The organism is Stenotrophomonas sp. YAU14D1_LEIMI4_1 (assembly GCF_003086815.1).
Lineage (GTDB): Bacteria > Pseudomonadota > Gammaproteobacteria > Xanthomonadales > Xanthomonadaceae > Stenotrophomonas.
On sequence record NZ_CP025997.1, the window covers coordinates 3,065,449 to 3,089,382 of the forward strand.

At 67.1% G+C, this 23,934-nt stretch carries 19 protein-coding genes and 1 riboswitch; of the genes, 11 read left to right on the top strand and 8 right to left on the bottom strand.

All coding sequences use genetic code 11. From position 1 onward, the window contains the following. Window positions 1-396 precede the first annotated feature (396 nt). From C1932_RS14350 to C1932_RS14360, 3 genes are all read left to right on the top strand, one after another. Window positions 397-1,260: a pirin family protein gene (locus C1932_RS14350; protein WP_108751630.1), complete on the top strand. Its 864-nt coding sequence runs from the start codon at window positions 397-399 to the stop codon at window positions 1,258-1,260. Between the two features lie 105 nt (window positions 1,261-1,365). Further along, window positions 1,366-2,085: an aquaporin Z gene (gene aqpZ / locus C1932_RS14355; protein WP_108762619.1), complete on the top strand. Its 720-nt coding sequence runs from the start codon at window positions 1,366-1,368 to the stop codon at window positions 2,083-2,085. Between the two features lie 199 nt (window positions 2,086-2,284). Continuing rightward, window positions 2,285-2,743: a hypothetical protein gene (locus C1932_RS14360; RefSeq protein ID WP_108762620.1), complete on the top strand. Its 459-nt coding sequence runs from the start codon at window positions 2,285-2,287 to the stop codon at window positions 2,741-2,743. Between the two features lie 132 nt (window positions 2,744-2,875). On the opposite strand, the gene C1932_RS14365 is transcribed toward C1932_RS14360, so the two are convergent. Next, a complete protein-coding gene (locus tag C1932_RS14365; RefSeq protein ID WP_108762621.1) occupies window positions 2,876-3,727 on the bottom strand; it encodes a pirin family protein in 852 nt (283 codons plus the stop codon). A 233-nt stretch (window positions 3,728-3,960) separates the two neighbouring features. Between C1932_RS14365 and C1932_RS14375 the strand changes: the two genes are divergently transcribed. Both C1932_RS14375 and C1932_RS14380 read left to right on the top strand, forming a co-directional pair. Continuing rightward, a complete protein-coding gene (locus tag C1932_RS14375; protein ID WP_108753810.1) occupies window positions 3,961-6,042 on the top strand; it encodes a carbon starvation CstA family protein in 2,082 nt (693 codons plus the stop codon). After that, the gene (locus C1932_RS14380) at window positions 6,042-6,266 is read left to right on the top strand and encodes a CstA-like transporter-associated (seleno)protein (protein WP_049467479.1); all 225 of its coding nucleotides are present in this window, start codon (window positions 6,042-6,044) and stop codon (window positions 6,264-6,266) included. The genes C1932_RS14375 and C1932_RS14380 overlap by 1 nt, the downstream gene beginning before the upstream one ends. Before the next feature lie 481 nt (window positions 6,267-6,747). On the opposite strand, the gene C1932_RS14385 is transcribed toward C1932_RS14380, so the two are convergent. The 3 genes from C1932_RS14385 to C1932_RS14395 all read right to left on the bottom strand — a co-directional run bounded on the left by C1932_RS14385 (window position 6,748) and on the right by C1932_RS14395 (window position 9,284). Beyond that, a complete protein-coding gene (locus C1932_RS14385) occupies window positions 6,748-7,581 on the bottom strand; it encodes a DUF3103 family protein (protein ID WP_108762623.1) in 834 nt (277 codons plus the stop codon). A 9-nt stretch (window positions 7,582-7,590) separates the two neighbouring features. Next, window positions 7,591-7,890 carry a hypothetical protein gene (locus tag C1932_RS19850; RefSeq protein ID WP_159094549.1) on the bottom strand — a complete coding sequence of 100 codons (300 nt, stop codon included), beginning with the start codon at window positions 7,888-7,890 and terminating at the stop codon, window positions 7,591-7,593. 143 nt (window positions 7,891-8,033) lie between these two features. Continuing rightward, on the bottom strand, window positions 8,034-9,284 hold the full coding sequence (locus tag C1932_RS14395) for a DUF819 family protein (protein ID WP_108762624.1): 1,251 nt from the start codon (window positions 9,282-9,284) through the stop codon (window positions 8,034-8,036). Between the two features lie 138 nt (window positions 9,285-9,422). Here C1932_RS14395 and C1932_RS14400 point away from each other — a divergent pair, with 138 nt between their 5' ends. After that, window positions 9,423-9,812, top strand: coding sequence for a VOC family protein (locus tag C1932_RS14400; RefSeq protein WP_108762625.1), 390 nt, complete (start codon window positions 9,423-9,425; stop codon window positions 9,810-9,812). A gap of 241 nt (window positions 9,813-10,053) precedes the next feature. On the opposite strand, the gene C1932_RS14405 is transcribed toward C1932_RS14400, so the two are convergent. Further along, entirely contained in the window at window positions 10,054-11,340 is a 1,287-nt protein-coding gene (locus C1932_RS14405) for a HAMP domain-containing sensor histidine kinase (protein ID WP_108762626.1), read from the bottom strand. Continuing rightward, on the bottom strand, window positions 11,324-12,034 hold the full coding sequence (locus tag C1932_RS14410) for a response regulator transcription factor (protein ID WP_108762627.1): 711 nt from the start codon (window positions 12,032-12,034) through the stop codon (window positions 11,324-11,326). Before C1932_RS14410 ends, C1932_RS14405 begins: the two co-directional genes overlap by 17 nt. Window positions 12,035-12,164: 130 nt before the next feature. Between C1932_RS14410 and C1932_RS14415 the strand changes: the two genes are divergently transcribed. The 4 genes from C1932_RS14415 (at window position 12,165) to C1932_RS14430 (ending at window position 18,826) form a co-directional block, all read left to right on the top strand. Continuing rightward, a complete protein-coding gene (locus C1932_RS14415) occupies window positions 12,165-13,868 on the top strand; it encodes a glycosyltransferase family 39 protein (RefSeq protein WP_108763457.1) in 1,704 nt (567 codons plus the stop codon). Window positions 13,869-13,979: 111 nt separating this feature from the next. Then, complete coding sequence (locus C1932_RS14420; RefSeq protein WP_199911965.1) at window positions 13,980-14,732, top strand: phosphatase PAP2 family protein; 753 nt, start codon at window positions 13,980-13,982, stop codon at window positions 14,730-14,732. Beyond that, window positions 14,729-16,378, top strand: a complete 1,650-nt coding sequence (locus C1932_RS14425; RefSeq protein WP_108762628.1) for a phosphoethanolamine--lipid A transferase — start codon at window positions 14,729-14,731, stop codon at window positions 16,376-16,378. The genes C1932_RS14420 and C1932_RS14425 overlap by 4 nt, the downstream gene beginning before the upstream one ends. A 486-nt stretch (window positions 16,379-16,864) precedes the next feature. Next, window positions 16,865-18,826: a M2 family metallopeptidase gene (locus C1932_RS14430; protein WP_108762629.1), complete on the top strand. Its 1,962-nt coding sequence runs from the start codon at window positions 16,865-16,867 to the stop codon at window positions 18,824-18,826. An 86-nt stretch (window positions 18,827-18,912) separates the two neighbouring features. Here C1932_RS14430 and C1932_RS14435 read toward each other — a convergent pair whose 3' ends face one another. Together C1932_RS14435 and C1932_RS14440 are read right to left on the bottom strand one after the other, a co-directional pair. Then, complete coding sequence (locus C1932_RS14435; RefSeq protein WP_108750728.1) at window positions 18,913-19,302, bottom strand: hypothetical protein; 390 nt, start codon at window positions 19,300-19,302, stop codon at window positions 18,913-18,915. A gap of 60 nt (window positions 19,303-19,362) precedes the next feature. Next, window positions 19,363-20,601 (bottom strand): multidrug effflux MFS transporter, encoded by a 1,239-nt coding sequence (locus tag C1932_RS14440; RefSeq protein ID WP_108756882.1) that lies wholly within the window; start codon window positions 20,599-20,601, stop codon window positions 19,363-19,365. Window positions 20,602-20,900: 299 nt separating this feature from the next. Continuing rightward, window positions 20,901-21,003: riboswitch (glycine riboswitch) on the top strand. Between the two features lie 62 nt (window positions 21,004-21,065). On the opposite strand from C1932_RS14440, the gene gcvP reads away from it, so the two are divergent. Next, on the top strand, window positions 21,066-23,933 hold the full coding sequence (gcvP, locus tag C1932_RS14445) for an aminomethyl-transferring glycine dehydrogenase (protein ID WP_108762630.1): 2,868 nt from the start codon (window positions 21,066-21,068) through the stop codon (window positions 23,931-23,933). The last annotated feature ends 1 nt before the right edge of the window (window position 23,934 follow it).

The window sequence follows — 23,934 nt, forward strand, 5'->3', positions numbered from 1 at the left end:
CATTTGGGATCACTACGAACTGGTGGGTGGCTACCTTGGTGGCCACCAGGAGCGAAGCGACCCGCGTTTGAATTTGATTTTCTTTTTTTTTCCGTGGCTGGACGCCCCCGGAAACCGTCAGGGGCCGGGCGGGTGGGTTGCGCAGGGGCGTGAGCCGCATGGATGCGGCGACCGAGCTTACATGGACGTACTTGCAGCGTCCCCTGCGCAACCCACCCGCCCGGCCACCCACGGAATGCGCGCAGCGCGCCCAGCCACGAGGGGCTGCGCCGTTGGCGGGAACCCCGTCGAGCAAGCTCGACGCTACGGAACAGGCTGTTACCCGCATGGGGCATGTCGCCGTCACCACGGCGTGCCATGCTGGCGCCCTTGATTCCTGCCAGCGAGAACGCCCGCATGACCACCATCATCGCCCCGCGCGTCCACGACATCGGCGGCCTGGAAGTGCGCCGCGCCGTGCCCACGCTGCAGGCCCGCAGCATCGGTTCGTTCGTGTTCGTCGACCAGATGGGCCCGGCCATCATGCACCCCGGCACCGCCATCGACGTGCGCCCGCACCCGCATATCGGCCTGGCCACGGTGACCTACCTGTGGTCCGGCGCCATCGGCCACCGCGATACGCTGGGCTCGGACCAGGTGATCCGCCCTGGCGACGTGAACTGGATGACCGCCGGCCGCGGCATCGCCCATTCCGAACGCACGCCGCCGCCGGATCGCGGCCACGACAACCCGATCCATGGCATGCAGACCTGGGTCGCGCTGCCCAAATCGCATGAGGAAATCGAACCGGCGTTCTACCACCACGCCGCCGCCACCCTGCCCGAGCAGCGCCGCAACGGCGTCTGGCTGCGGGTGATCGCCGGCCGCGCCTACGGCGAGGAATCACCGGTGAAGGTCTTCGCCGATACCTTGAACGTGGCCATCGACCTGGACCCCGATGCCGAGATCGACATCGACAATGGCCACCGCGAACGTGCGCTGTACATCCTGGAAGGCCAGGCCCAGCTGGATGGCGTGGACATTCCCGCCCAGCACCTGGTCATTCCCGAAGCCGGCGCCATCGGTCGCCTGCGCGCAAAGACGCCGGTGAAGGCCATGCTGTTCGGCGGCGAACCGCTGGATGGCCCGCGCCACCTGTGGTGGAACTTCGTGTCCAGTTCCAAGGAACGCATCGAACAGGCCAAGCACGATTGGGAAGCCGGTCGCTTCGGCACGATCCCGGGTGACGACAAGGAATTCATTCCGTTGCCGCAGTATTGACGGCAGTCGAGCAAGCTCGACTCTACGCGCTGTACACATGTTCATCACCGGCCGCCCACTTCAATGCGACCGCACGCATCCGCGCGCCTCAATGGAGTGCACGTCATGGGCATGGGCAAGCGCTTGGCCGCCGAATTTCTCGGCACGTTCTGGCTGGTGTTGGGCGGCTGTGGCAGCGCGGTACTGGCCGCCAAGTTCGGCGGCGACGGCAATCCGCTGGGTATCGGTTTCCTCGGCGTGGCGCTGGCCTTCGGCCTGACCGTGGTCACCGGTGCCTATGCGTTCGGCCATGTGTCGGGCGCGCACTTCAATCCGGCCGTCAGCGTCGGCCTGTGGGCCGGCGGCCGCTTCCCGGCCCGCGATCTGCTGCCGTACATCCTGGCCCAGTGCGTCGGCGGGCTGCTGGCGGGCTTCATCCTGCTGCAGATTGCGTCCGGTGCCAGCGGCTTTGCCATTGATGGCAGCCAGGCCGGCGCGTTCGCCAGCAATGGGTACGGGGCACTGTCGCCGGGCGGCTACAGCGTGGCGGCCGCCTTCCTGTGCGAAGTGGTGCTGACTGCTGTGTTCCTGGTGGTGATCATGGGCAGCACGCACGGCAAGGCGCCGGCTGGCTTTGCGCCGCTGGCCATCGGCCTGGCCCTGACCCTGATCCATCTGATCAGCATTCCGGTGACCAACACCTCTGTGAACCCGGCCCGATCGACCGCCGTGGCCTTCTTCGCCGGCAGTGGGGCTACCGGGCAGTTGTGGCTGTTCTGGATCGCGCCGCTGCTGGGCGGCATGATCGGCGGCATGATCTACAAGTGGGTCGGCAGCGACCGGTGATCTCCGCCCCGACCATTGCGGCCGTCACCCGGCCGCAATGGTTACATCTGCAACCGCAATTTGTGCGATCGCTCACGTTCCGTTAAGGTCGGCTTGACCTCCCGTGCACGTGCCGGGAACGTCGGCATCCGGGGATGGGATGCCCGCGCCGCCGGTGCCATCGGCGGGGACTCTAGGCCACACCACCTTGGGGGAATGCATGAAGTTCGTGCCTGTTCTGTTGTCGAGCCTGTTGTTTGCCGCGGCCAACGCCGCCGCACAGGCGCCGGTTGACTGTCCTACGCTGCCAGCCAGCAGTGGCCTGCAATGGCAGCAGCAGGTGCAGAGCGATTTCCTGATCTGCCGCGCCAGCACCGCCGACGGCCGCGAAGTGCTGAGCCTGATGCTGAGCCAACGCGATCCCAACATTCCGCTCAGCCGCTCGCTGCGCGAGGAAAAGGGCAGCTTCGGCGGTGAATCGATGTACTGGTACAAGCCCGACCTGGGCGGCCAGCAGCCGCCCGGCTATGCCGAGCGCCGCATCAGCGTGGTCAAGCTGGACAAGGGCCGCTACGCGCAGATCGCCCTGTACCCGGGCAGCACTCAGGAAATGGGCAGCCTGCAGCAGCTGGCGCAGGGCCTGAGCCTGAACCCCACTGCCGTGGCCGACGGCCGCTGAATGAACGCGGGGATGACTGCCTGGCAGCCTCCCCGCCATCCCGCCCGACCCATCGCCAGCGCCGGGCCATGCCCGGTGAACTGCGTTGCGTGGGCGCGGGAAAAAACGCCGGGCGGTGCCCGGCGCTACCGCTCAGAAGCGACCTTCCTGGAAATCGACGAAGGCCTGCATCAGTTCCTGCCGGGTGTTCATCACGAAGGGCCCGTGGCGCATGACCGGCTCGCGCAGCGGACGGCCCGCCACCAGGATCAACCGCGCGCCCTCGGCGCCGGCCGACACGTGCAGCTGCTCGCCACCGCCCAGCACGGCCAGTTCCTGCCGCGCCACATCGCGCGCCGCATCCTGCTCGCCCACGGTCAGCGCACCTTCGAACACGTAGGCGAAGGCGTTGTGGCCTTCCGGCAGCGTGTACGTCCAGGCGCGATCCGGCGCCAGGCTGATATCCAGATAGACCGGATCAGTGGCCGGCTGCGCGATCGGCCCTGCCGTGCCATCCACCGTACCGGCGATCACCTTCACCTGCACGCCGTCGGCCGGCTGTACCACCGGAATGCGCTCGGGCGCGAACTCCTGGTACTTCGGGTCGGTCATCTTGTCCCGCGCCGGCAGGTTCACCCACAGCTGGAAGCCACGCATCTGCCCGCTTTCCTGCTCGGGCATTTCCGAATGCACCAGGCCGCGGCCGGCGGTCATCCACTGCACGCTGCCCGGGGTCAGCAGGCCTTCGTTGCCGTGGTTGTCGCGGTGCCGCATGCGCCCGTCCAGCATGTAGGTGACGGTCTCGAAGCCCCGGTGCGGGTGCTCCGGGAAACCGGCGATGTAGTCCTCGGCGCGGTCGGTGCCGAATTCATCCAGCAACAGGAAGGGGTCCAGATCCGGCAGCGAGGGGCCGCCGATGACCCGGGTCAGGCGCACGCCGGCGCCGTCGGACGTGGGCATGCCACGGATCGTGCGCAGCACGCGCACCGGCTCGGGAAGACTCATGGCAACTCCTGTGGGATGGATGCCCATGAAGATGGACGCTGCAGCGCGGCGGGCCAATGGATGGCGCCGCAACCGATTGTTCCATTACTGGTGTTTGCCGCGCGTCATGTCCGCCGCGCGGCATCGCCTGCGTTGTGTTCGACCAAAGTACTACCGAAGAAGGCTCCCGTGGACATTGACCCTACCAAGGGCACGCGGGACTCTTTCACTGTCTTTCCGGGAGAGAGCACCTCATGAAAGGGTTTTCCAAACTGGGCTGGGCCGCACTGGCCCTGCTCGGCGCGTTCTGTCTGGGCACCGTCGCCCTGCGCCGCGGCGAACACATCAACGCACTGTGGATCGTGGTGGCCGCGGTATCGCTGTATCTGGTCGCCTATCGCTACTACAGCCTGTTCATCGCCAACAAGGTGATGCAGCTCGATCCGACCCGGGCCACCCCGGCAGTGATCAACAACGACGGTCTGGATTACGTTCCTACCAACAAACACGTGCTGTTCGGCCACCACTTCGCCGCCATTGCCGGCGCCGGCCCGCTGGTGGGCCCGGTGCTGGCCGCGCAGATGGGCTACCTGCCCGGCCTGCTGTGGCTGGTGGTGGGCGTGGTGCTGGCCGGCGCAGTGCAGGACTTCATGGTCCTGTTCCTGTCCAGCCGCCGCAACGGCCGTTCGCTGGGTGACCTGGTGCGCGAGGAAATGGGCCAGGTGCCCGGCACCATCGCCCTGTTCGGCGCCTTCCTGATCATGATCATCATCCTGGCGGTGCTGGCCATGGTGGTGGTGAAGGCGCTGGCGGAAAGCCCGTGGGGCATGTTCACGGTGATCGCCACGATGCCCATTGCGATCCTGATGGGCGTGTACATGCGCTACATCCGGCCGGGCAAGATCGGTGAGATTTCCGTGGTGGGCCTGATCCTGCTGCTGGCCGCGATCTGGTTCGGCGGCAAGGTGGCAGCCGACCCGGTCTGGGGCCCGGCGTTCACCTTCACCGGTACCCAGATCACCTGGATGCTGATCGGCTATGGCTTCGTCGCATCGGTGCTGCCGGTTTGGCTGCTGCTGGCCCCGCGCGATTACCTGTCGACCTTCCTGAAGATCGGCACGATCATCGCCCTGGCCATCGGTATCGTGGTGGTGATGCCGGAGCTGAAGATGCCGGCACTGACCCAGTTCGCCGCCAGCGGTGACGGTCCGGTGTGGAAGGGCGGCATGTTCCCGTTCCTGTTCATCACCATCGCCTGCGGCGCGGTGTCCGGTTTCCATGCGCTGATTTCCTCGGGCACCACGCCCAAGCTGCTGGCCAACGAAGCGCACATGCGCTACATCGGCTACGGCGGCATGCTGATGGAATCGTTCGTGGCGGTGATGGCGCTGGTGGCTGCCTCGATCATCGATCCGGGCATCTACTTCGCCATGAACAGCCCGGCAGCGGTGATCGGTGCCGACGCCGTGTCGGCCGCGCACTACATCACCAACACCTGGGGCTTCACCATCACCCCGGAACAGTTGAATGCCACAGCGGCGGCGATCGGTGAACCGACCATCCTGCACCGCGCCGGTGGTGCCCCCACGCTGGCGGTGGGCATCGCGCAGATCCTGCACGAGGCCATTCCCAGCAGCAGCGACGCGATGATGGCGTTCTGGTACCACTTCGCGATCCTGTTCGAAGCGCTGTTCATCCTGACCGCCGTGGATGCCGGCACCCGCGCCGGCCGCTTCATGCTGCAGGACCTGCTGGGCAACTTCGTGCCGGCCCTGAAGAAGACCGAATCGTGGACGGCCAACATCATCGGCACGGCCGGCTGCGTGGCGCTGTGGGGCTACCTGCTGTACACCGGCGTGGTCGATCCGTTCGGTGGCATCCAGACGCTGTGGCCGCTGTTCGGCATTTCCAACCAGATGCTGGCGGGTATCGCGCTGATGCTGGGCACGGTGGTGCTGTTCAAGATGAAGCGTGACCGCTACGCGTGGGTGACCGCCGTGCCGGCCGTGTGGCTGCTGATCTGCACCACGTATGCGGGCTTCATCAAGATCTTCGACAGCAACCCGGCGCAGGGTTTCCTGGCACAGGCGCACAAGTTCCAGGCCGCCATTGCCAGTGACACCATCACCGCACCGGCCAAGAGCGTGGCGCAGATGCAGCAGATCGTGGTGAACGCCTACGTCAACACGGGCCTGACCGCGCTGTTCCTGCTGGTGGTGGCCTCGGTGCTGGTGTATGCGATCAAGACCATCCTGGCCGCCCGTCGCAACCCGCAGCGGACCGACCGCGAGACCCCGTACGTGGCGCTGAAGCCGCACGAAATGGTGGATCTGTAATGAGTACCCAACTGGTTCCGGTAGGCCAGTACCAGGCGCACCGCCGCATCTGGCGGCGCCTGGTGCAGACCGCGCGGCTGTGCTGTGGCATTCCTGATTACGACAACTACGTCCGGCACATGCTGGAGAAGCATCCGGATCAGGAGCCGATGGACTACAAGACGTTCTTCCGCGAGCGACAGGAAGCGCGATACGGCGGCCGCAACGGCGGACGCTGCTGCTGAGGTGCTGTGTGGGTGCCGGGCTTGCAGCCCGGCGCCCGCAGAAGCCGGAGCAACCGCAACCGCAACTGCCGGAGCGTCGGCTCTGGGTTTCTGTTTGTTTGGCGGGGCGGTGTCGGATTGCGGGGACGCCGCAAGTACGTCCGTGTAGGCTTGGCCGCCGCATCCATGCGGCGGACACCCCGCAATCCGACACCGCCCCACCATCGACAGATTGCCGGTGACGGCGGGACACACGCGGGGTCAGATCCGTTTTCCGAAGGAAACGGATCTGACCCCATTTTGTTTATCGATATCTGACAGATGTGCCGACCAACGGTCGGCACCCACCTAAAGCCGCGCGACCGAGCCTCCATGGACGGATTCACGGCGTCCCCCGTAACCGGACCCACCCCGCCATCCCACGGAATGTCCGCTGTTGCCGTTGCTTCAGTCGAGCATGGCTCGACTCTACAGCAGGTGCAGGGCTGCAAGCCCTGCTGGCCTATTCCACCAGGGTGATGGGCGTGAGGGTGACCTTGGCGTTGTTCGCCGCACCCATGCGGTCGGTGTAGCCCTGCCCGCGCTGCAGCAGGTAGAAGCTGTCCAGGTAATCGATGTCGTTGGCAAACCACGAGGTCGGCATGGCCTTGAGGATCGCCCCGGCGATATCGGCAATCACCGCATATTCCGGAGCGAAGGCGCCCAGCGCCGTCTTCACCCCGGTGGTCAGGGCGACCAGCAGTTCCTGGTAGTTGGTATCGCCATCGTCTTCGAACAGCTGCACGTTGGCCGCGTTGAAGCGGTAGTTGCCCCAGATCACCAACGGCTGCTGGGGCGTGTAGTCGGTCTGGTCATGGTCCAGCCACGGCATGTCCACCGTCATCATTTCCGGCTCGCTGGCGTCGACCTGCAGGCCTGACACGACCGCGAACACTTCGGCCGCGCCCAGCGCCCACGGCTCCTGATCGTCATTCAGACGAATGCGGTCCAGGCGGGTGATGTCCAGCGACGCGCTGGCACCGTCGGCCGACAGGGTGATGCGTTCTGGTGACTGCAGCCCGCGCGCGCGCAGGCCCGCGTTGACCAGAGCCATGCCTTCCTTCACTGCACGGCGGGTATCCACGTCCACGATCAGCACGGGCACATCCGGTGCCTGCCGGGCATCGAGCAGGTGCGCGCGGCCCTGTGCGTCGTAGGCGGTCAGCGTGGTCCAGTCGCGGTCGTTGCCGCGTGGCAGGCTGGCCACCCACAACCGCTCCGGCGCGACCGCAGCCAGCGAAGAACCTGCAGGCACGAACGCCCGCAGCTGCAGCAGCCCCGGCCCCTGCTGGGCCAGACCCTTGCGCTAGCGCACCTGCTGGTCCTGCGTGGCCAGCAGCGTGCTGGCGCGGGTGCGTGCCTGCGGATCGAAGCGGGCCATCACCTGCTGCAGGGCGACTCCCTGCTCCGGCCCTGACTGCAGGGCGGCGCGCGCACTGGCGGCAAACCCCGGCTGGGCCAGCAACGCGGCAACCTCGCGCGCGCTGCTTTCGGTGATCGCCTGTACGTCAGCGCGCTGCGGTGTCAAAGGCGCCTGCGCGAAGGCGCTGCCAGCGGCAAGCACCAGGGTCAGTACTGCCGCACGAAACATCCGTTCTTTCGTCATGGTCATACCTGGGCACAGGCTGGCGGCTGCCAGCGGAAGTGCACACGGGACGGAGCGCACCGGATCGGTTCCGGTATGCACCGCACCGTTCGTGCGGTTGCCGGGGAATGCGTCAGGCGCGGCCTGCGCATTCCCCCGGCCGGTTACGCGCCCGCCATCGCCTTCAGGATCAAGCCGGTGACGTAGGCCAGGCCGGTGCCGGTGGCATAGCCCACCGTTCCCAGCAGCACGCCCACCGGCGCCAGCGACGGATGGAACGCAGCGGCCACCACCGGCGCCGATGCGGCCGCGCCAATATTGCCCATCGAGCCGACACCGAAGAAGAACAGCGGTGCGCGCACCAGGCGTGCCACGATCCACAGCACCAGCACGTGGGTGGCCATCCAGATCAGGCCCAGGACGAACAGCCAGGGGCGATCCAGCAGCGACAGCAGGTCCATCTGCATGCCGATGCAGGCAATCAGGAAGTACAGGAACACGGTGCCCAGGCGCGATGCACCGGCCGATTCCAGGCGCCGTGCGCGGGTGAAGCTCAGGCCCAGGCCGAAGGCGGTGGACAGCAGCACCACCCACACGAACTGGCTGTCCAGGCTGAACTGGCTGGACCAGCCGACGTTGGCCTTGAACCAGGCGGCCAGCTGCGCGGCAATGGCATGCGCCAGCCCCACCCCGCCCAGCGCCACACCGACGATCACCATCAGGTCGGTGAGGGTGGGAATGCGCGAATTCTGCGCTTCATAGGCACTGATACGCGCCTTCATTTCATCGATGGCGCGGGTATCGGCGCCGCTGCGGGTGTCGATCTGCTGCGCACGGTTGGCCAGGAACAGCAGGATGGCCATCCACAAGCTGGCGCAGGCCACATCGACCACAGCGAACTGGCCGAACGTGGTGGCGTCGGTGCCGAAGATCTCGCGCATGGCCACCATGTTGGCGCCGCCGCCGATCCAGCTGCCCGCCAGCGCGGCCATGCCCGCCCAGGTGTCGCCGGCCACGGTTTCCGGATGGATGAACTTCATCACCTGGAACGACACGATGGCACCCAGCATGACCCCGGCCGTACCGGCGCAGAACACCAGGATCAGCTTCGGGCCCAGCTTGGCGATGCCTTTCAGGTCGATCGACAGCGTCAGCAGCACCAGCGCCGCCGGCAGCAGCACGTCACGGGCGATCGGGTTGTACAGGGCGGTGTTGTGGCCATCGATCAGCCCAACGGTGTTGTAGATGGCCGGAATGAAGTAGCACAGCAGCAGGGCCGGCACCCAGGCAAAGATCTTCTTCAGCAACGGGGTGGGGCCACTGGCGGCCCAGAAGATCAGGGCCAGGGTGGCAGCAATCAGGCCAAGGCCTACGATATCGCTGGTGATCAGCGCGGTAGCGGGTTCGGTCGGCATGGGATCCTCTGTCGATCGAAAGGGCGTGGAAAAAAGAAGTGCCGCATCGGTGCGGCACGGCCCGAGGTTAACATCCTCTTCACGCAGGGTCATGCTGCAGTGCCGGCCACCCTGCCCTTCCATAACGGAGCCTGTGCCATGCAACTGGGTGCTTTTTCAGTCAGCCTGTCGGTGAAGGACCTGGCCGCCTCGCGCTCGTTCTACGAGGCGCTTGGGTTTTCGGTGACCGGCGGCGATGCCAGCCAGCACTGGCTGGTGCTGCGCAACGACGGCATCGTGATCGGGCTGTTCCAGGGCATGTTCGAAGGCAACCTGCTGACCTTCAACCCAGGCTGGGACCAGCACAAGCAGGAACTGGCCGACTTCCAGGACGTACGCGAGCTGCAGGCCGCCATTGAAGGCAAAGGGATCGAACTGGCCGTGCGCACCGACCCCGATGGCCAGGGAACGGGCTATGTGCAGCTGGCCGACCCGGATGGCAACGTGATCCTGATCGACCAGCACGTGAGGCGGCCGAAAGCGCGGTAATCCGCGCCGGTTGGGGGCGGTAATCGGCTTTGGTAGGCGTCGACCGGACGTCGGGGCGGCCATCCGCTCTGGTAGGCGTCGACCTTGGTCGACGCACGGCGTGCCAACCAAGGTTGGCACCTACCGGGGACCGGCGTGCCAACCAAGGTTGGCACCTACCGGGGACCGGCGTGCCAACCAAGGTTGGCACCTACCAGGGACTGGCGTGCCAACCGGGGTTGGCACCTGCCACGCGTTCGGATCAGGCCGGGCGCGATGCGGCGAAGTCGAGCGTGACCCGGGTGCCGCGTGGTTCACAGGGCTGGAACTGCAGCGTCCAGCCGAGGTGCTCGCAGAGACGGGCAATCAGTTCCAGGCCGATGCCACCGCGGTCGGCGCGCTCACCGCGGGCCAGGCGCGCATGGATCGCAGCGATTTCTTCCGGGCTCATGCCGTGCCCCGGGTCCTGCAGAGTCAGCACGGCCTGTGCGTCCAGGATCAGCGCGATGTGGCCACGCCCGCTGTTCTCAATGGCGTTGCGCAGCAGGTTGCCGATGGCCGCCTGCACCACTGCCAGCGGCGCAACGATATCCACCGCCGCCGCCTGGATGCCGATGCTCAGGTCCTTGTCACCCAGCAGGTGGCGATGGTCGTCGACGATCTCCGGCAGCAACTGGTCCAGCGCGATGCGCTCGGCACGCGAGCTCAACCGCGCCGGGTCGCGCGCCAGCACCAGCAGCAGTTCGATCAGCTCTTCCACGCCCTGCGCGGTGCGCAGCACCCGCTGCATCTGCTGGCGCGCTCGCTCGGGCAGGCCCGGCTGCTCCAGTGCCAGTTCAGCCGCGCCGGTCACGACGGCAATCGGCGTGCGCAGTTCGTGGCTGGCCGTACTGATGAACACCCGTTCGCGCTCGACGAACTGTTCGTTGCGGTCCAGGTAATCATTCAAGGCATCGGCGATGGTGTGCAGCTCGGAGCTGCCACGCGGATCCACGTCGATGCGCTGGCCCTGCTCGCCGGGGCGCAGCGCGCCGATGTTGCGCGCCAGCAGGCTCAACGGCCGCACCATGCGCTCCATGCCGAAGGAGGCCATCATCACGGTGACGAAGATCATGATGATGCCGGCCAGCATCACCCAGCGCGTGGCGAACTGTTCCAGGTCGTGGAAATCTGTGATGTCCAGCGCCAGCGCCACGCGGCCCAGGGTGGGCGTATCGCGCACCATGACGGCCGTTTCGCGGTCGTCGATCAGCACGCCGTCGTGCAGGCCGGGATGCAGCGTGCGCACGCTCTCGGGCAGGTCGGGCTGGCCGAACCGGTACAGGCTGAGCGTGTCCGAATCCTGCCAGTGATAGTCCGGCTCATGCCGGGTGTGTTCCAGGATGCTGTCCAGTTCGGAATTGAGCAGCGCACGCCAGGCGGCATGTTCGGCATGCTCGTGCACGTAGTTGCCGACGCTGAACACCGCCAGCGACAGCAGCGCCAGGTAGCCCAGCAGCCACCACACCACACGCCGGTACAGCGGGCCGGGCTTACGCGCGCGGGGCATTGCTGTCGTCCTCTGCCGCCGGGCTGGCAGCCAGGCGGTAGCCCACCCGCGGCAGGGTGTGGATCAGCTTGTCGGCGAAGGGACCGTCCACGCTGCGGCGCAGCTCATACACGTGCGAGCGCAGCAGGTCCCCATCGGGCGGTTCATCGCCCCACAGGGCGAATTCCAGTTGCTGCCGGGTTACCGCACCGGGGCTGGCGCGCATCAGCACTTCCAGCAGCTTGCGGCACGCCGGATACAGGTGCAGTGCCTGTCCGCCACGCTGCGCTTCCAGGGTAGCCAGGTCCAGCACCAGATTGGCCACCTGCAGGCGCTTGCGTGGATTGCGGCCCTGGGCCCGCAGCAGCAGCGCCTCCAGCCGCACCTCCAGTTCCGGCAGGGCGAAGGGCTTGGTGAGGTAGTCGTCGGCGCCGGCGCGGAAGCCGGCGATCTTGTCGGGCAGTTCATCGCGGGCAGTCAGCATGATGACCGGCACTTCCGAACCGTGCTCGCTGCGCAGGCGGCGCAGCACTTCCGGCCCCTCCATGCGCGGCAGCATCCAGTCCAGGATGACCGCATCGTAGGGATGGCTGCCGGCCAGGTGCAGCCCGGTGATGCCATCGGGGGCCACATCCAGCACGTGCCCGCGCGACTCGAAGTAGTCGAACAGATTGGCCACCAGCTGACGGTTGTCTTCGATCACCAACAGGCGCATGCGTAGCGGATCCACGGGAACTGGCCCCATGGTAGCCGTGACCGTGTCGGAAAGCGGTCGGGATGGCGCCCTTCCGACAGGTTTCCCACGCCGCCAAGCGCAGCCTGTGGGTTTTGCCCCGGAGCCTGCCGTGCCCGACGCCCTGCCCCGCCGTTGGCTGCAACCCCTGCTGTGGCTGCTGGTTGCCGTTGCCCTTGCGGCTGGTTTGGGGCTGCGCCAGCCGCAGCCGCCGGATGAACCGCGCTTCGTACTGGCGGCCCGCAGCATGGTCGAGAGCGGGCAGTGGCTGCTGCCCCATCGCGGGGTCGAACTGTATGCGGAAAAACCCCCGGTGTTCATGTGGTTGCAGGCGGCCGCGCACCAGCTGGTGGGAAGCTGGCAGTGGTCGTTCCTGCTGCCTTCCCTGCTGGCTGCGCTGCTGACGCTGTGGCTGGTGGCGGACCTGGCGCGGCGCCTATGGTCGCCCCGGCATGCGCTGCTCGCCGTGGCCGCGCTGTTCTGCACCCTGCAGTTCGGCCTGATGGCCAAGCGCGCGCAGATCGACATGGTGCTGGTGGGCATGACCACGCTCGCCCTGTGGGGCGTGCTTCGCCATCTGTGCGAACGCCGCAACCTGCCTGCGTTGTGGCTGGCCGGCGTCGCCGCCGGGGTCGGCACGGTGACCAAGGGCGTGGGCTTCCTGCCGCTGCTGATCGTGCTGCCCTGGTTCGGCTGGCGGCTGCACCGGCGCCACCTGGGACGGGCCGTGGACGGCCCGCACCCGGCCACGCTGCTGTGGTTGCTGCCGGCCTTCCTGTTGGGCACGGCCGTCTGGCTGGCGCCGCTGGGCTGGGCCCTGCTGCATGAGCCCAGCACCGCTTTGCAGTCGTATGCGCATGAGCTTCTCTTCAAACAGACCGGCACGCGCTACGCCAATGCGTGGCACCACCGGCAACCGGTCTGGTACTACCTGCAGGTGATGGCCACGCTGTGGCTGCCCGGTAGCCTGCTGTTGCCCTGGCTGCTGCGGCCGTGGTGGCGGCGCCTGCGCCGCGGCGACCTGCGCCATTGGCTGCTGCTGGGATGGGCGGTGCTGGTCCTGGCGTTCTTCAGCGCCAGCCCCGGCAAGCGTGAGGTCTATGTGCTTCCCATGCTGCCAGCGCTGGCGCTGGCGGTTGCACCACTGCTGCCGGGCCTGCTGCGCCTGCTGTGGGTGCGGCGCTACCTGTTCGGTTACAGCGCCGCGCTGATGCTGTGCACCGGTACGCTGGGCGTGCTGCTGATGAGCGACAGCGCATGGGCGCAGGCACAACTGGCGCGACGGGCGATGCCCGAGACGTTGCTGCCGGTGCTGGGACAAGGGTTGTTGAGCTTCGCCATCGCCGTGGCAACGCTGGCCGTGTGGCTGCGGTTGCGCCGCGCAGGTCTGTTGGTGCTGCTCAGCCATGGCCTGCTGTGGCTGCTGTACGGCGGTCTGCTGATGCCGGCGTTGGATCCCTTCGCCTCAGCCTCGGCGCTGATGCAACGGGTTGGCCAGCGGATCGGGCCCGATGCCGAACTGGCGATGGTTGCCTGGCGGGAGCAGAACCTGCTGCAGGCCGATCGGCCGGTGCAGGAGTTCGGCTTCAAGCGCCCTTGGGACGAGCAGTGGCACTACGCGGGGCCGTGGCTGGCGCAAGCGCCGCACACACGCTGGGTACTGGTGCTGGACCAGGCCATGAGCCCCTGCGTGGACCGCGCGCAGGTGGTCGATATTGGCGTGGCCAACCGCAATCACTGGTTGCTGCTGCCAGGTACGGCCTGGAACGTGGATTGCCATGCGGCAACGGTCGGGATGTCGCAGGAGGAATACTGAACGGATCGCGGCCGGCGCCGGCAGATTAACCCGTCGCCAACACCGGTCCGACCCTTCTCCGACACGTTGCTGACCAGCATGGCCGCGATTCCCGCCACGGCACCGGCCCGCATGCCCGCACATCCTCCTGCCCCCGCACTCGCGATTGCCCCTTCCCGGCTGGGCTCGCGCTTCGCGCTGACCCACCTGTGGCTGCCGTTGGCCATCGGCATTCCAGCGTTCGCCCTGCTGATGGGCTTCGGCGGGGACCAGTGGCTGGCGGATCACCTGTACCAACTGCAGGGCGGGCACTGGGCCTTTCAGCACGCGTGGCTGACCGGCACCCTGGTGCACCAGGGCGGCAAGTGGCTAAGCACCCTGGCCGCCCTGGTCGCCATCCTGCTGTGCTTCCACCACTGGCGGCGCGGGCGTGACCGCACGCTGCGCTGGGCGCTGCTGTACGTGGTGGCTGCCGTCACACTGGGCACCGGGCTGGTATCGCTGCTGAAGGCGCTGGTGCCCATGGACTGCCCGTGGGACCTGCTGCGCTATGGCGGCCACGATGCCTTCGTGGGTCTGTTCGATCACCGCCCGCAGGGCATGCCGGCGCGTGCCTGCTTCCCGGCCGGCCACGCCAGTGCCGGTTATGCATGGCTGTGCCTGTACTTCTTCGCCCAGCTCTGGCGCCCCAGCTGGCGCTGGGTGGGGCTGGGCATCGGCCTGGCCGCCGGGCTGGTGTTCGGCGTCAGCCAGCAACTGCGCGGTGCGCACTTCCTTTCGCACGATGTCGCCACCGCGCTGCTGTGCTGGCTGTTGTCGCTCGGCCTTTTCCTGAGCGTGCAGCTCTGGCTGGCGCGGCCGCGCCGCGAGGAGGCACAGGCATGAACGCATCGGTTGAACGCTCGCCGCGTCTTCCCGCGCTGGCATCGCTGCTGCAGTGGCGGCCGCTGCTGTCCACCGAAGCGCTGATCGCGCTGGCCAGCCTGTTCTTCGCCGTCGCAGGCAACGGGCTGTTCTGGCACAGCGCGATGGCCAGCCACCCCGGCAGCCTGCGCTATGCACTTTCGCTGCTGCTGTTGCTGCTGGGCGCGCATGGCCTGCTGCTGGGGTTGCTGGTGTGGCGCTGGAACGCCACGGTGATGGTCAGCCTGCTGTTGCTGGTCACCGCGTTCGCCGCGCACTACATGGGCCGCTACCACATCTATCTGGATGCGGACATGCTGCGCAACGTACTGGCCACCGACCCGAAGGAAAGCCGGGAGCTGATGACCGCCTCGCTGCTGTGGCCGCTGCTGTGGCTGGCGGCCGTACCGATGCTGCTGCTGTGGCGCGTGCAGCTGCGCAGGCGAAGCTGGGGCCGCACGCTGCTGTGGCGCGCGGGCTTCCTGCTGCTGGCAGCGGCGACCGCGCTGGGCGGTGCGCTGTTGTCGTTCCAGGATGTGTCGGCACTGATGCGCAACCAGCGCGAGGTGCGCTACCTGGCCACGCCGGCCAACGTGATGCTGGGCCTGCCGCGCGCACTGCGCAGCGACAACCCGGTGCAGCGCACGCCGAAGCTGCCGATCGGCACCGACGCCATGGCCACCCCGCGCGCGCCCACCAGCAAGCCGCGGCTGCTGGTGATCGTAATGGGGGAAACACTGCGTGCGCAGGACTGGGGCCTCAACGGCGGCCGCAACACCACGCCCGAGCTGGCCCAGGCGCCGGTGATCAATTTCCCCGACATGCACTCGTGCGGCACCAGCACCGAAGTCTCGCTGCCGTGCATGTACTCGCCCTGGGGCCGGCACGACTACGACGAGAAGAAGATCCGCGCGCACCAGTCGCTGCTGCACGTACTGAACCGCGCCGGCATCACCCCGCTGTGGCGTGACAACCAATCGGGCTGCAAGGGCGTATGCGAAGGTCTGCCGTTCCAGTCGCTGGCCGATGCGACCACGCCGGGGCTGTGCGCGGATGGCCGCTGCATGGATGAGATCCTGCTGCAGGACCTGGCCACGCAGGTGCGCGCCAAGCCCGGCGACCGGGTGGTGGTGCTGCACCAGCTGGGCAACCATGGGCCGGCGTATTTCGAGCGTTATCCTGCCGCGTTCCGTCGATTCACCCCGACCTGCGACACCCGCGACATCGGCCAGTGCAGCCGCGAACAGATCACCAACAGCTACGACAATGCAGTGCTCTACACCGATCATTTCCTGGCCCGGACGATCGGCACGCTGCAGGGGCTGGACGACTACGACACGGCGATGATCTACCTGTCCGACCATGGCGAATCACTGGGCGAAAAGGGCTTGTTCCTGCATGGCGTGCCCTACGCCATCGCGCCGGCCGAGCAGACCCGGGTACCGATGACGATGTGGTTCTCGCCGGGCTTCGCGCACAGCCGTGGCTTGGATCTGCAGTGCGTGCGCAAGCGCGCGACGGCCTACACCGACCACGACAACCTGTTCCCCTCGGTGCTGGGGCTGATGCAGGTGAGGACGGCGCTGTACGAACGCGACCGCGACGTGTTCGCCAACTGCGCACGGTAGGGTTTTTGCTGGCAGGGCTTGCAGCCCTGCACCTGCCGAATCAACGTCAAGGTCAACGTCAACAGCAGAAGCTGGCTATCCGTGGGTTGGCGGGGTGGGTCCGGTCGAGGGGGACGCTGCAAGTACGTCCATGTAAGCTCGGTCGCCGCATCCATGCGGCTCACGCCCCCTCGACCGGACCCACCCCGCCTTCGACAGTTTCCTGCGATCTGCCGGAATGACGGGGCCGGATCCCGTTGCTGCGCAACGGGCTCTGACCCCAGATTCATTTGGATATCCGACAGATTTCATCCACGCATGGCGTGGATCTACTGGCCACCGGCCAACCACCCCGCCAACCCGCGGAATGCCCGCTCTTGACGTTGCCGTTGCCGTTGCCGTTGCAGTGAGCGGGTGCAGGGCACAGCCCTGCCGGACCTTTGCCACTTGCAGTGGCTGCGGCCGCCCACTAGCCTTCGGCCGTCGTTCACCACCCAAGGACTACCCGTGAAACACCGCCATCTGCTGCTGGCCTCGGCAATCGCCGCCGCCACGCTGGCCCTGGTTGCCTGCAAGAAGGAAGCTACCCCCGGTTCTGAAGCCGCCGCCCCCAGCGCGCCGGCCGGGGAAACCGCCGACCAGTTCGTTGCCCGCATCAACGCTGAATACAAGGCCGCCTACCCCGAGATGACCTCGGCGCAGTGGCTGTCCTCTACCTACATCAACAGCGATTCCGAACGCATCGCCGCCAAGGCCAACGAACGCTCGCTGACCCAGCTCAACAGCTGGATTGAACAGGCCGCCAAGTTCGAAGGCCAGCCGATGAGCGAGGACAGCAAGCGCGCCATCCACCTGCTGAAGCTGATGTCGTCGATGCCGGCACCGCGCGATGCCGCCAAGCTGGCCCAGCTGACCCAGATCGCCACCCGCATGGAAGGCAGCTACGGCGCCGGCAAGTACTGCACCGACGCCAACGATCCGGCCACCTGCCGCCAGCTGGGCGACCTGGAACAGGTGCTGTCGCGCAGCCGCGACTATGACAAGCAGCTGGACGCCTGGCAGGGCTGGCACAGCACCACCAAGGGCATGCGCGCCGACTACCAGCAGTTCGTCAGCCTGGTGAACGAAGGCGCCAAGGGCATGGGCTTCAGCGATGCCGGGCAGATGTGGCGCAGCGGCTACGACATGCCGCCGGAGCAGATCGGGCCGGAAACCGACCGCCTGTGGGAACAGGTCAAGCCGATGTACGAGCAGCTGCACTGCTACACCCGCGGCAAGCTGGACAAGACCTACGGCAAGGACAAGGCCGAAGTGGGCAACGGCCTGATCGCCGCGCACCTGCTGGGCAACATGTGGCAGCAGGACTGGTCGAACCTGTGGGACCAGTTGGAGCCCTACCCCGGTGCCGGCAGCCTGGACATCACCGCAGCGCTGGAAAAGCAGTACCAGACCAACCTGAGCGCGGCGCTGGACAAGGCCGGCAAGGACGCCGATGTGACGGCGCGCTACAAGGCACAGCGTGAAGCCGAGCTGCGCACCGCACGGCAGATGACCGAACGTGCCCAGGACTTCTACGTCTCGCTGGGCATGCCTTCGCTGCCGCAGTCGTACTGGGACAAGACCCAGTTCATCAAGCCCGACGACCGCGACGTGGTCTGCCACGCCAGCGCCTGGGACATGAACATGGAAGGCGACGTGCGCACCAAGATGTGCATCAAGCCCAACGAAGAAAACTTCACCACCATCTACCACGAGCTGGGCCACATCTATTACGACCTGGCCTACAACCCGCTGCCGCCGCTGTTCCAGGGCGGTGCCAACGATGGCTTCCACGAAGCGATCGGCGACACCATCGTGCTGGCGATGACGCCCAAGTACCTCAGCTCGATCGGCCTGGTCGATGCCCCGACCGAAAGCCGCGAAGCGGTGATCAACAACCAGATGCGCATGGCGCTGTCGGGCGTCTCGTTCCTGCCGTTCGGCCTGATGATCGACCGCTGGCGTTGGGGCGTGTTCGACGGTTCGATCACCCCGGACAATTACAACAAGGCCTGGTGGGACCTGAAGGCCAAGTACCAGGGCGTGGCCCCGGCCAGCACGCGCGGTGAGGAGTTCTTCGATCCGGGCGCCAAGTACCACGTGCCGGGCAACACCCCGTACACCCGCTACTTCCTGGCCCGCATCCTGCAGTTCCAGTTCTACAAGGGCCTGTGCGATGCGGCCGGCTACAAGGGCCCGCTGCATGAGTGCACCTTCTACGGCAACAAGGAAGCCGGGCAGAAGTACTGGGCGATGCTGAGCAAGGGTGCCAGCCAGCCGTGGCAGGCCACGCTGAAGGAGCTGACCGGCAGCGACAAGCTCGATGCCGGCCCGATGATCGAGTACTTCACCCCGGTCAACGAGTGGCTGAAGCAGCAGAACGAAGGCCAGATGTGCGGCTGGCAGGCCAGCGCGGCACCGGCGAAGTAAAACGGAAAGGGGCGGATCCGCGAGGATCCGCCCCTTTCAAGCAATGCAGTCGAGCATGGCTCGACTCTACAAACGTAAGGCCGGCCTCAGCCCTTCTTCGCCGCCATCACCGCGGCCAGCTCGGCCTTGAACTCGTCGAAGGTCTGCCCCTTCTCCTGCACTTCGGCCTGCGCCGCATCGCGCAGCGCATCGGAATAGATCAGGCGCACCGGCGTGCCATTGCGCTCGTGCAGCTCACCGGCCTGCATGATCATGGCCAGCACGTGCGCGGCGCTGTGGGTCTGGCCGGCAATGCGGCCATCCATGCCCAGCACCCATTCGCCATCGCGGCGGACCACGCCGGCCAGCAGGGCACGCTGCGGATCGCGCAGTTCGGCATGCGGTTCGACCGGCGAAGCGGTGGCCGCCGCCTTGTTGGCAGCCTGCTTTTCCTGGCGGCGACGCTGGTCGCGGCGGATCTTGGACGTGGTGGACATGGGGGTCGTATCGCACAGCAAGGGGGCGCAAGAATAACCCAGCCCGGCCTCCGCGCCGCTTCACGCCAGCGGCGGCTGCTCCTGGACAGGTGCCTGCAGGGTGCGCTGGCGCAGGTGTTCCCAGTACCAGAACACGAAGCCGGCGGCGAAGAAACCGGCCTGGCCCAGCGCCAGGTGCAGGGGGCTGGCACTGAGCAGCGGCGAGACCACGCCGGCCACCACGGTGCTGATCATCAGCTGCACGAAGGCCTGCAGCGACGAGGCCAGGCCACGCTGGTGCGGGTACATGTCCAGCACCGCCAGGGCCAGGATCGGGAAGATCAGCGCCATGCCGGTGCCGCCCAGGAAGATCGGCAGCACCGCCCAGGGCAGCGCCAGCTGCGGCGCCAGCGCCACGTAACCGATGTTCAGCAGCGCCGACAGCGCGCACAGGGTGAAACCGATGCTGATCTGGCGGGTCGGCAGGGTACGCCCGGCCATGCGCCCGGACAGGAACGAGCCCAGGGTCATGCCGCCGATGGTGGGAATGAACAACCAGGCAAAGCCGCCTTCGCCCAGGTGCAGGTGCTGCATCACGAACACCGGCGCCGAGGCGATGTACAGGAAAATGCCACCGAAATTGATGCTGCCGGCCAGCGCCAGGCGCAGGAAGCGCGGGTTGAAACCGATGCGCACGTAGTCGCGCAGCAGGCCGCGCGGGGACAGCGGTACGCGGGCGTCCACGGGGTGGGTTTCGGGCAGGAAACGCGCCGTGGCCACCAGCAGCAGCAGCGAGAACACCACCAGGAACCAGAAGATCAGCGGCCAGCCGGCACCGCTGAGCAGGATCCAGCCGCCGATGATCGGTGCGATGGCCGGGGCGATGCCGAACAGCATGGACACCTGGCTCATCAGCCGCTGCGCGTCATGGCCGTGGTACAGATCGCGGATGACCGCGCGGCCGACGATCATGCCCACACCGGCCGACAGGCCCTGCACGGCGCGGAACACCAGAAGCGTGCTCAGATCGGTGGACAGCGCGCAGCCCACCGAGGCACCGACGAACACCACCAGGCCGCCCAGGATCACCCGCTTGCGCCCCCAGGCGTCGGACAGCGGGCCGTGGGCCAGGCTCATCAGGCCGTAGAACAGCAGGTACACGCTGATGGTCTGCTGCACCGCCACTTCATCCACGGCCAGGCGCTGGGCCAGCTGCGGGAAGGCCGGGAAGATGGTGTCGATGGAAAACGGCCCGAACATGGCCAGGCCGGCCAGCAGCAGGGCCATGCGACGGGTGGAGGGTGCAACGGCGGCGGTCATCGGCGGGCGTCCGGCAGGGCCGTGCGCAGCATGCACGGCAGGCGCCGCTTCCCCGTGGCAGGGACGGCGCCAGATGAATACGAGAGTCCGCCCATGATAGGCGCCCCGGCCTGCCGGCGCCATGGAGGAACGCGGCCACGCAGGGTCTGGGCCATCCTCCATTCAGCCCCATCAACAGGCCGGCGACCCGCTGCGCCCGGCCGGCAACCGGCTATAATCGGCGGGCAACACGGTGGGAGAAGCGGAACACCGCTGCCGAAGGCGCAACGCCCGTAATCGCTCAGGCCCGATACCACCCGTAACACAACTCTGGAGAGACCGGTTCGATCCGGCGCCGAAGGGGCACGAAGCTGCGGTTTTCCGCGCTTTTAAACTCTCAGGCAAAAGGACAGAGGGGCGCCCCGCAGACCGCCGACCGGCGGCTTGTGCCCGTGCGTGTGCCCTTCCCTGACGGATCCTTCGCCATGTCCCAGAACACCCCCTCCCTGCGTGAGCTCGAGCACCACAGCGCGTTCGTTGAACGCCACATCGGCCCCAACGACGCCGAGATCGCGCAGATGCTCGACGTGGTCGGCCACGCCACGCTGGATGCGATGACCGATGCCATCGTGCCGGCGAAGATCAAGTCGCCCGCGCCGCTGGCCCTGCCCGAATCGATCACCGAAGTGCAGGCACTGGCCAAGATCCGTGCGATCGCCGACAAGAACACCGTGCTGCGCAGCTTCATCGGCCAGGGCTACTACGGCACCCACACGCCGAACGTGATCCTGCGCAACATCCTGGAAAACCCGGCCTGGTACACCGCCTATACCCCGTACCAGGCGGAAATCTCGCAGGGCCGCATGGAAGCGCTGATCAACTTCCAGACACTGTGCGCCGACCTGACCGGCATGGAGATCGCCAACGCCTCGCTGCTGGACGAAGCCACCGCCGCCGCTGAAGCGATGACCCTGGCCAAGCGTTCGGCCAAGTCGAAGTCGGATACCTTCTTCGTGCACGACGCGGTGCACCCGCAGACCTTGGAACTGCTGCGCACCCGCGCCGAGCCGATGGGCATCGTGCTGCGCGTGGGCACCCCGGCCGAAGCACTGGAAGCCGAAGCCTTCGGCCTGCTGCTGCAGTACCCGGACACCTTCGGCCAGGTGGGCGACTACAAGGCGCTGGTTGATGCCGTGCACGCGCGTGGCGGCCTGGTGGCCGTGGCCACCGACCTGCTGGCGCTGACCCTGCTGGCCGCCCCGGGCGAATGGGGCGCGGACATCGTGGTCGGCAACAGCCAGCGCTTCGGCGTGCCGTTCGGCTTCGGTGGCCCGCATGCGGCCTTCATGGCCTGCCGCGATGCCTACAAGCGCTCGATGCCGGGCCGCCTGATCGGCGTGTCCATCGATGCGCAGGGCAACCCGGCCTACCGCCTGACCCTGCAGACCCGCGAGCAGCACATCCGCCGCGAGAAGGCCACCTCCAACATCTGCACCGCGCAGGTGCTGCTGGCGGTGATGGCCTCGATGTATGCCGTCTACCACGGCCCGGACGGCCTGACCCGCATCGCCCGCCGCACCCACCGCCTGGCCTCGATCCTGGCCGCGGCGCTGCGCAACGCCGGCGTGCAGGTCGGTGGCGACTTCTTCGACACCCTGCACATCACCGGCGTGCACGCCGATGAGATCCACGCCAAGGCACGTGCCGCCGGCTACAACCTGCGCGCGATCGACAGCGACTCGGTGGGCATCAGCCTGGACGAGACCACCACCCGCGCCGACATCGTGGCTCTGGCCGCCGTGTTCGGTGCCGGCCTGGATGTGGAAGCGCTGGACGCCAGCACCGCCGACGCGCTGCCGGCCGGCCTGCTGCGCCAGTCCGCGTTCCTGACCCACCCGGTGTTCAACACCCACCACAGCGAGCACGAACTGCTGCGCTACCTGCGTTCGCTGGCCGACAAGGACCTGGCGATGGACCGCACGATGATCCCGCTGGGCTCGTGCACCATGAAGCTCAACGCCACTGCCGAGATGATCCCGGTCACCTGGCCGGAGTTCTCGCAGATCCATCCGCTAGTGCCGGCCGACCAGGCGCTGGGTTACAAGGAACTGATCGAATCGCTGGAAGCCATGCTGGTCGAATGCACCGGCTACGATGCGGTCAGCCTGCAGCCCAATTCCGGCGCGCAGGGTGAGTACGCCGGCCTGCTGGCGATCCGCGCCTACCACCGCTCGCGCGGCGAAGGCCACCGCGACATCTGCCTGATTCCGGATTCGGCGCACGGCACCAACCCGGCCTCGGCGCAGATGTGCGGCATGAAGGTCGTGGTGACCAAGACCGATGCCAACGGCAACGTCGACGTCGAAGACATCCGCATCAACGCCGAGAAGTACAGCGACCGCCTGGCCGCGATCATGATCACCTACCCGTCCACGCACGGCGTGTTCGAGGAGGAAGTGGTCGAGATCTGCGAGATCATCCACCAGCACGGCGGCCAGGTGTACACCGACGGCGCCAACATGAACGCCCTGGTGGGCGTGGCCAAGCCGGGCAAGTGGGGTTCGGACGTGTCCCACCTGAACCTGCACAAGACCTTCTGCATTCCGCACGGCGGCGGTGGCCCGGGCGTGGGCCCGTGCGCAGTGAAGGAACACCTGGCCCCGTTCCTGCCGGGCAAGCTGGGCGACAACGGCCCGGTCGGCATGGTCAGCGCGGCCAGCTTCGGCAGCGCCTCGATCCTGCCGATCAGCTGGATGTACATCGCCATGATGGGCACCGAAGGCCTGCGCAAGGCCACCCAGGTGGCCCAGCTCAACGCCAACTACATCGCCAAGCGCCTGGCCCCGCACTTCAAGACCCTGTACACCGGCCGCAACGGCCTGGTGGCACACGAGTGCATCCTGGACGTGCGCCCGCTGGAGAAGACCAGCGGCGTGGCTGCCGAGGACGTGGCCAAGCGCCTGATCGACTTCGGCTTCCATGCCCCCACCCTGAGCTTCCCGGTGGCCGGCACGCTGATGGTCGAACCGACCGAAAGCGAATCGCTGCACGAGCTGGATCGCTTCATCGACGCGATGATCCAGATCCGCGAGGAAATCCGCGCGATCGAAGACGGCCGCCTGGACCGCGAGGACAACCCGCTGAAGAACGCCCCGCACACCGCCACCGCGGTGACGGCCAGCGAGTGGACCCACGCTTACCCGCGCGAACTGGCCGCCTTCCCGCTGCCCAGCCTGAAGCTGCAGAAGTACTGGCCGCCGGTGGCGCGCGTGGACAACGTGTACGGCGACAAGAACGTGATGTGCGCCTGCATCCCAGTCGATGCCTACAAGGACGACGAAGTCGAGGCATGAT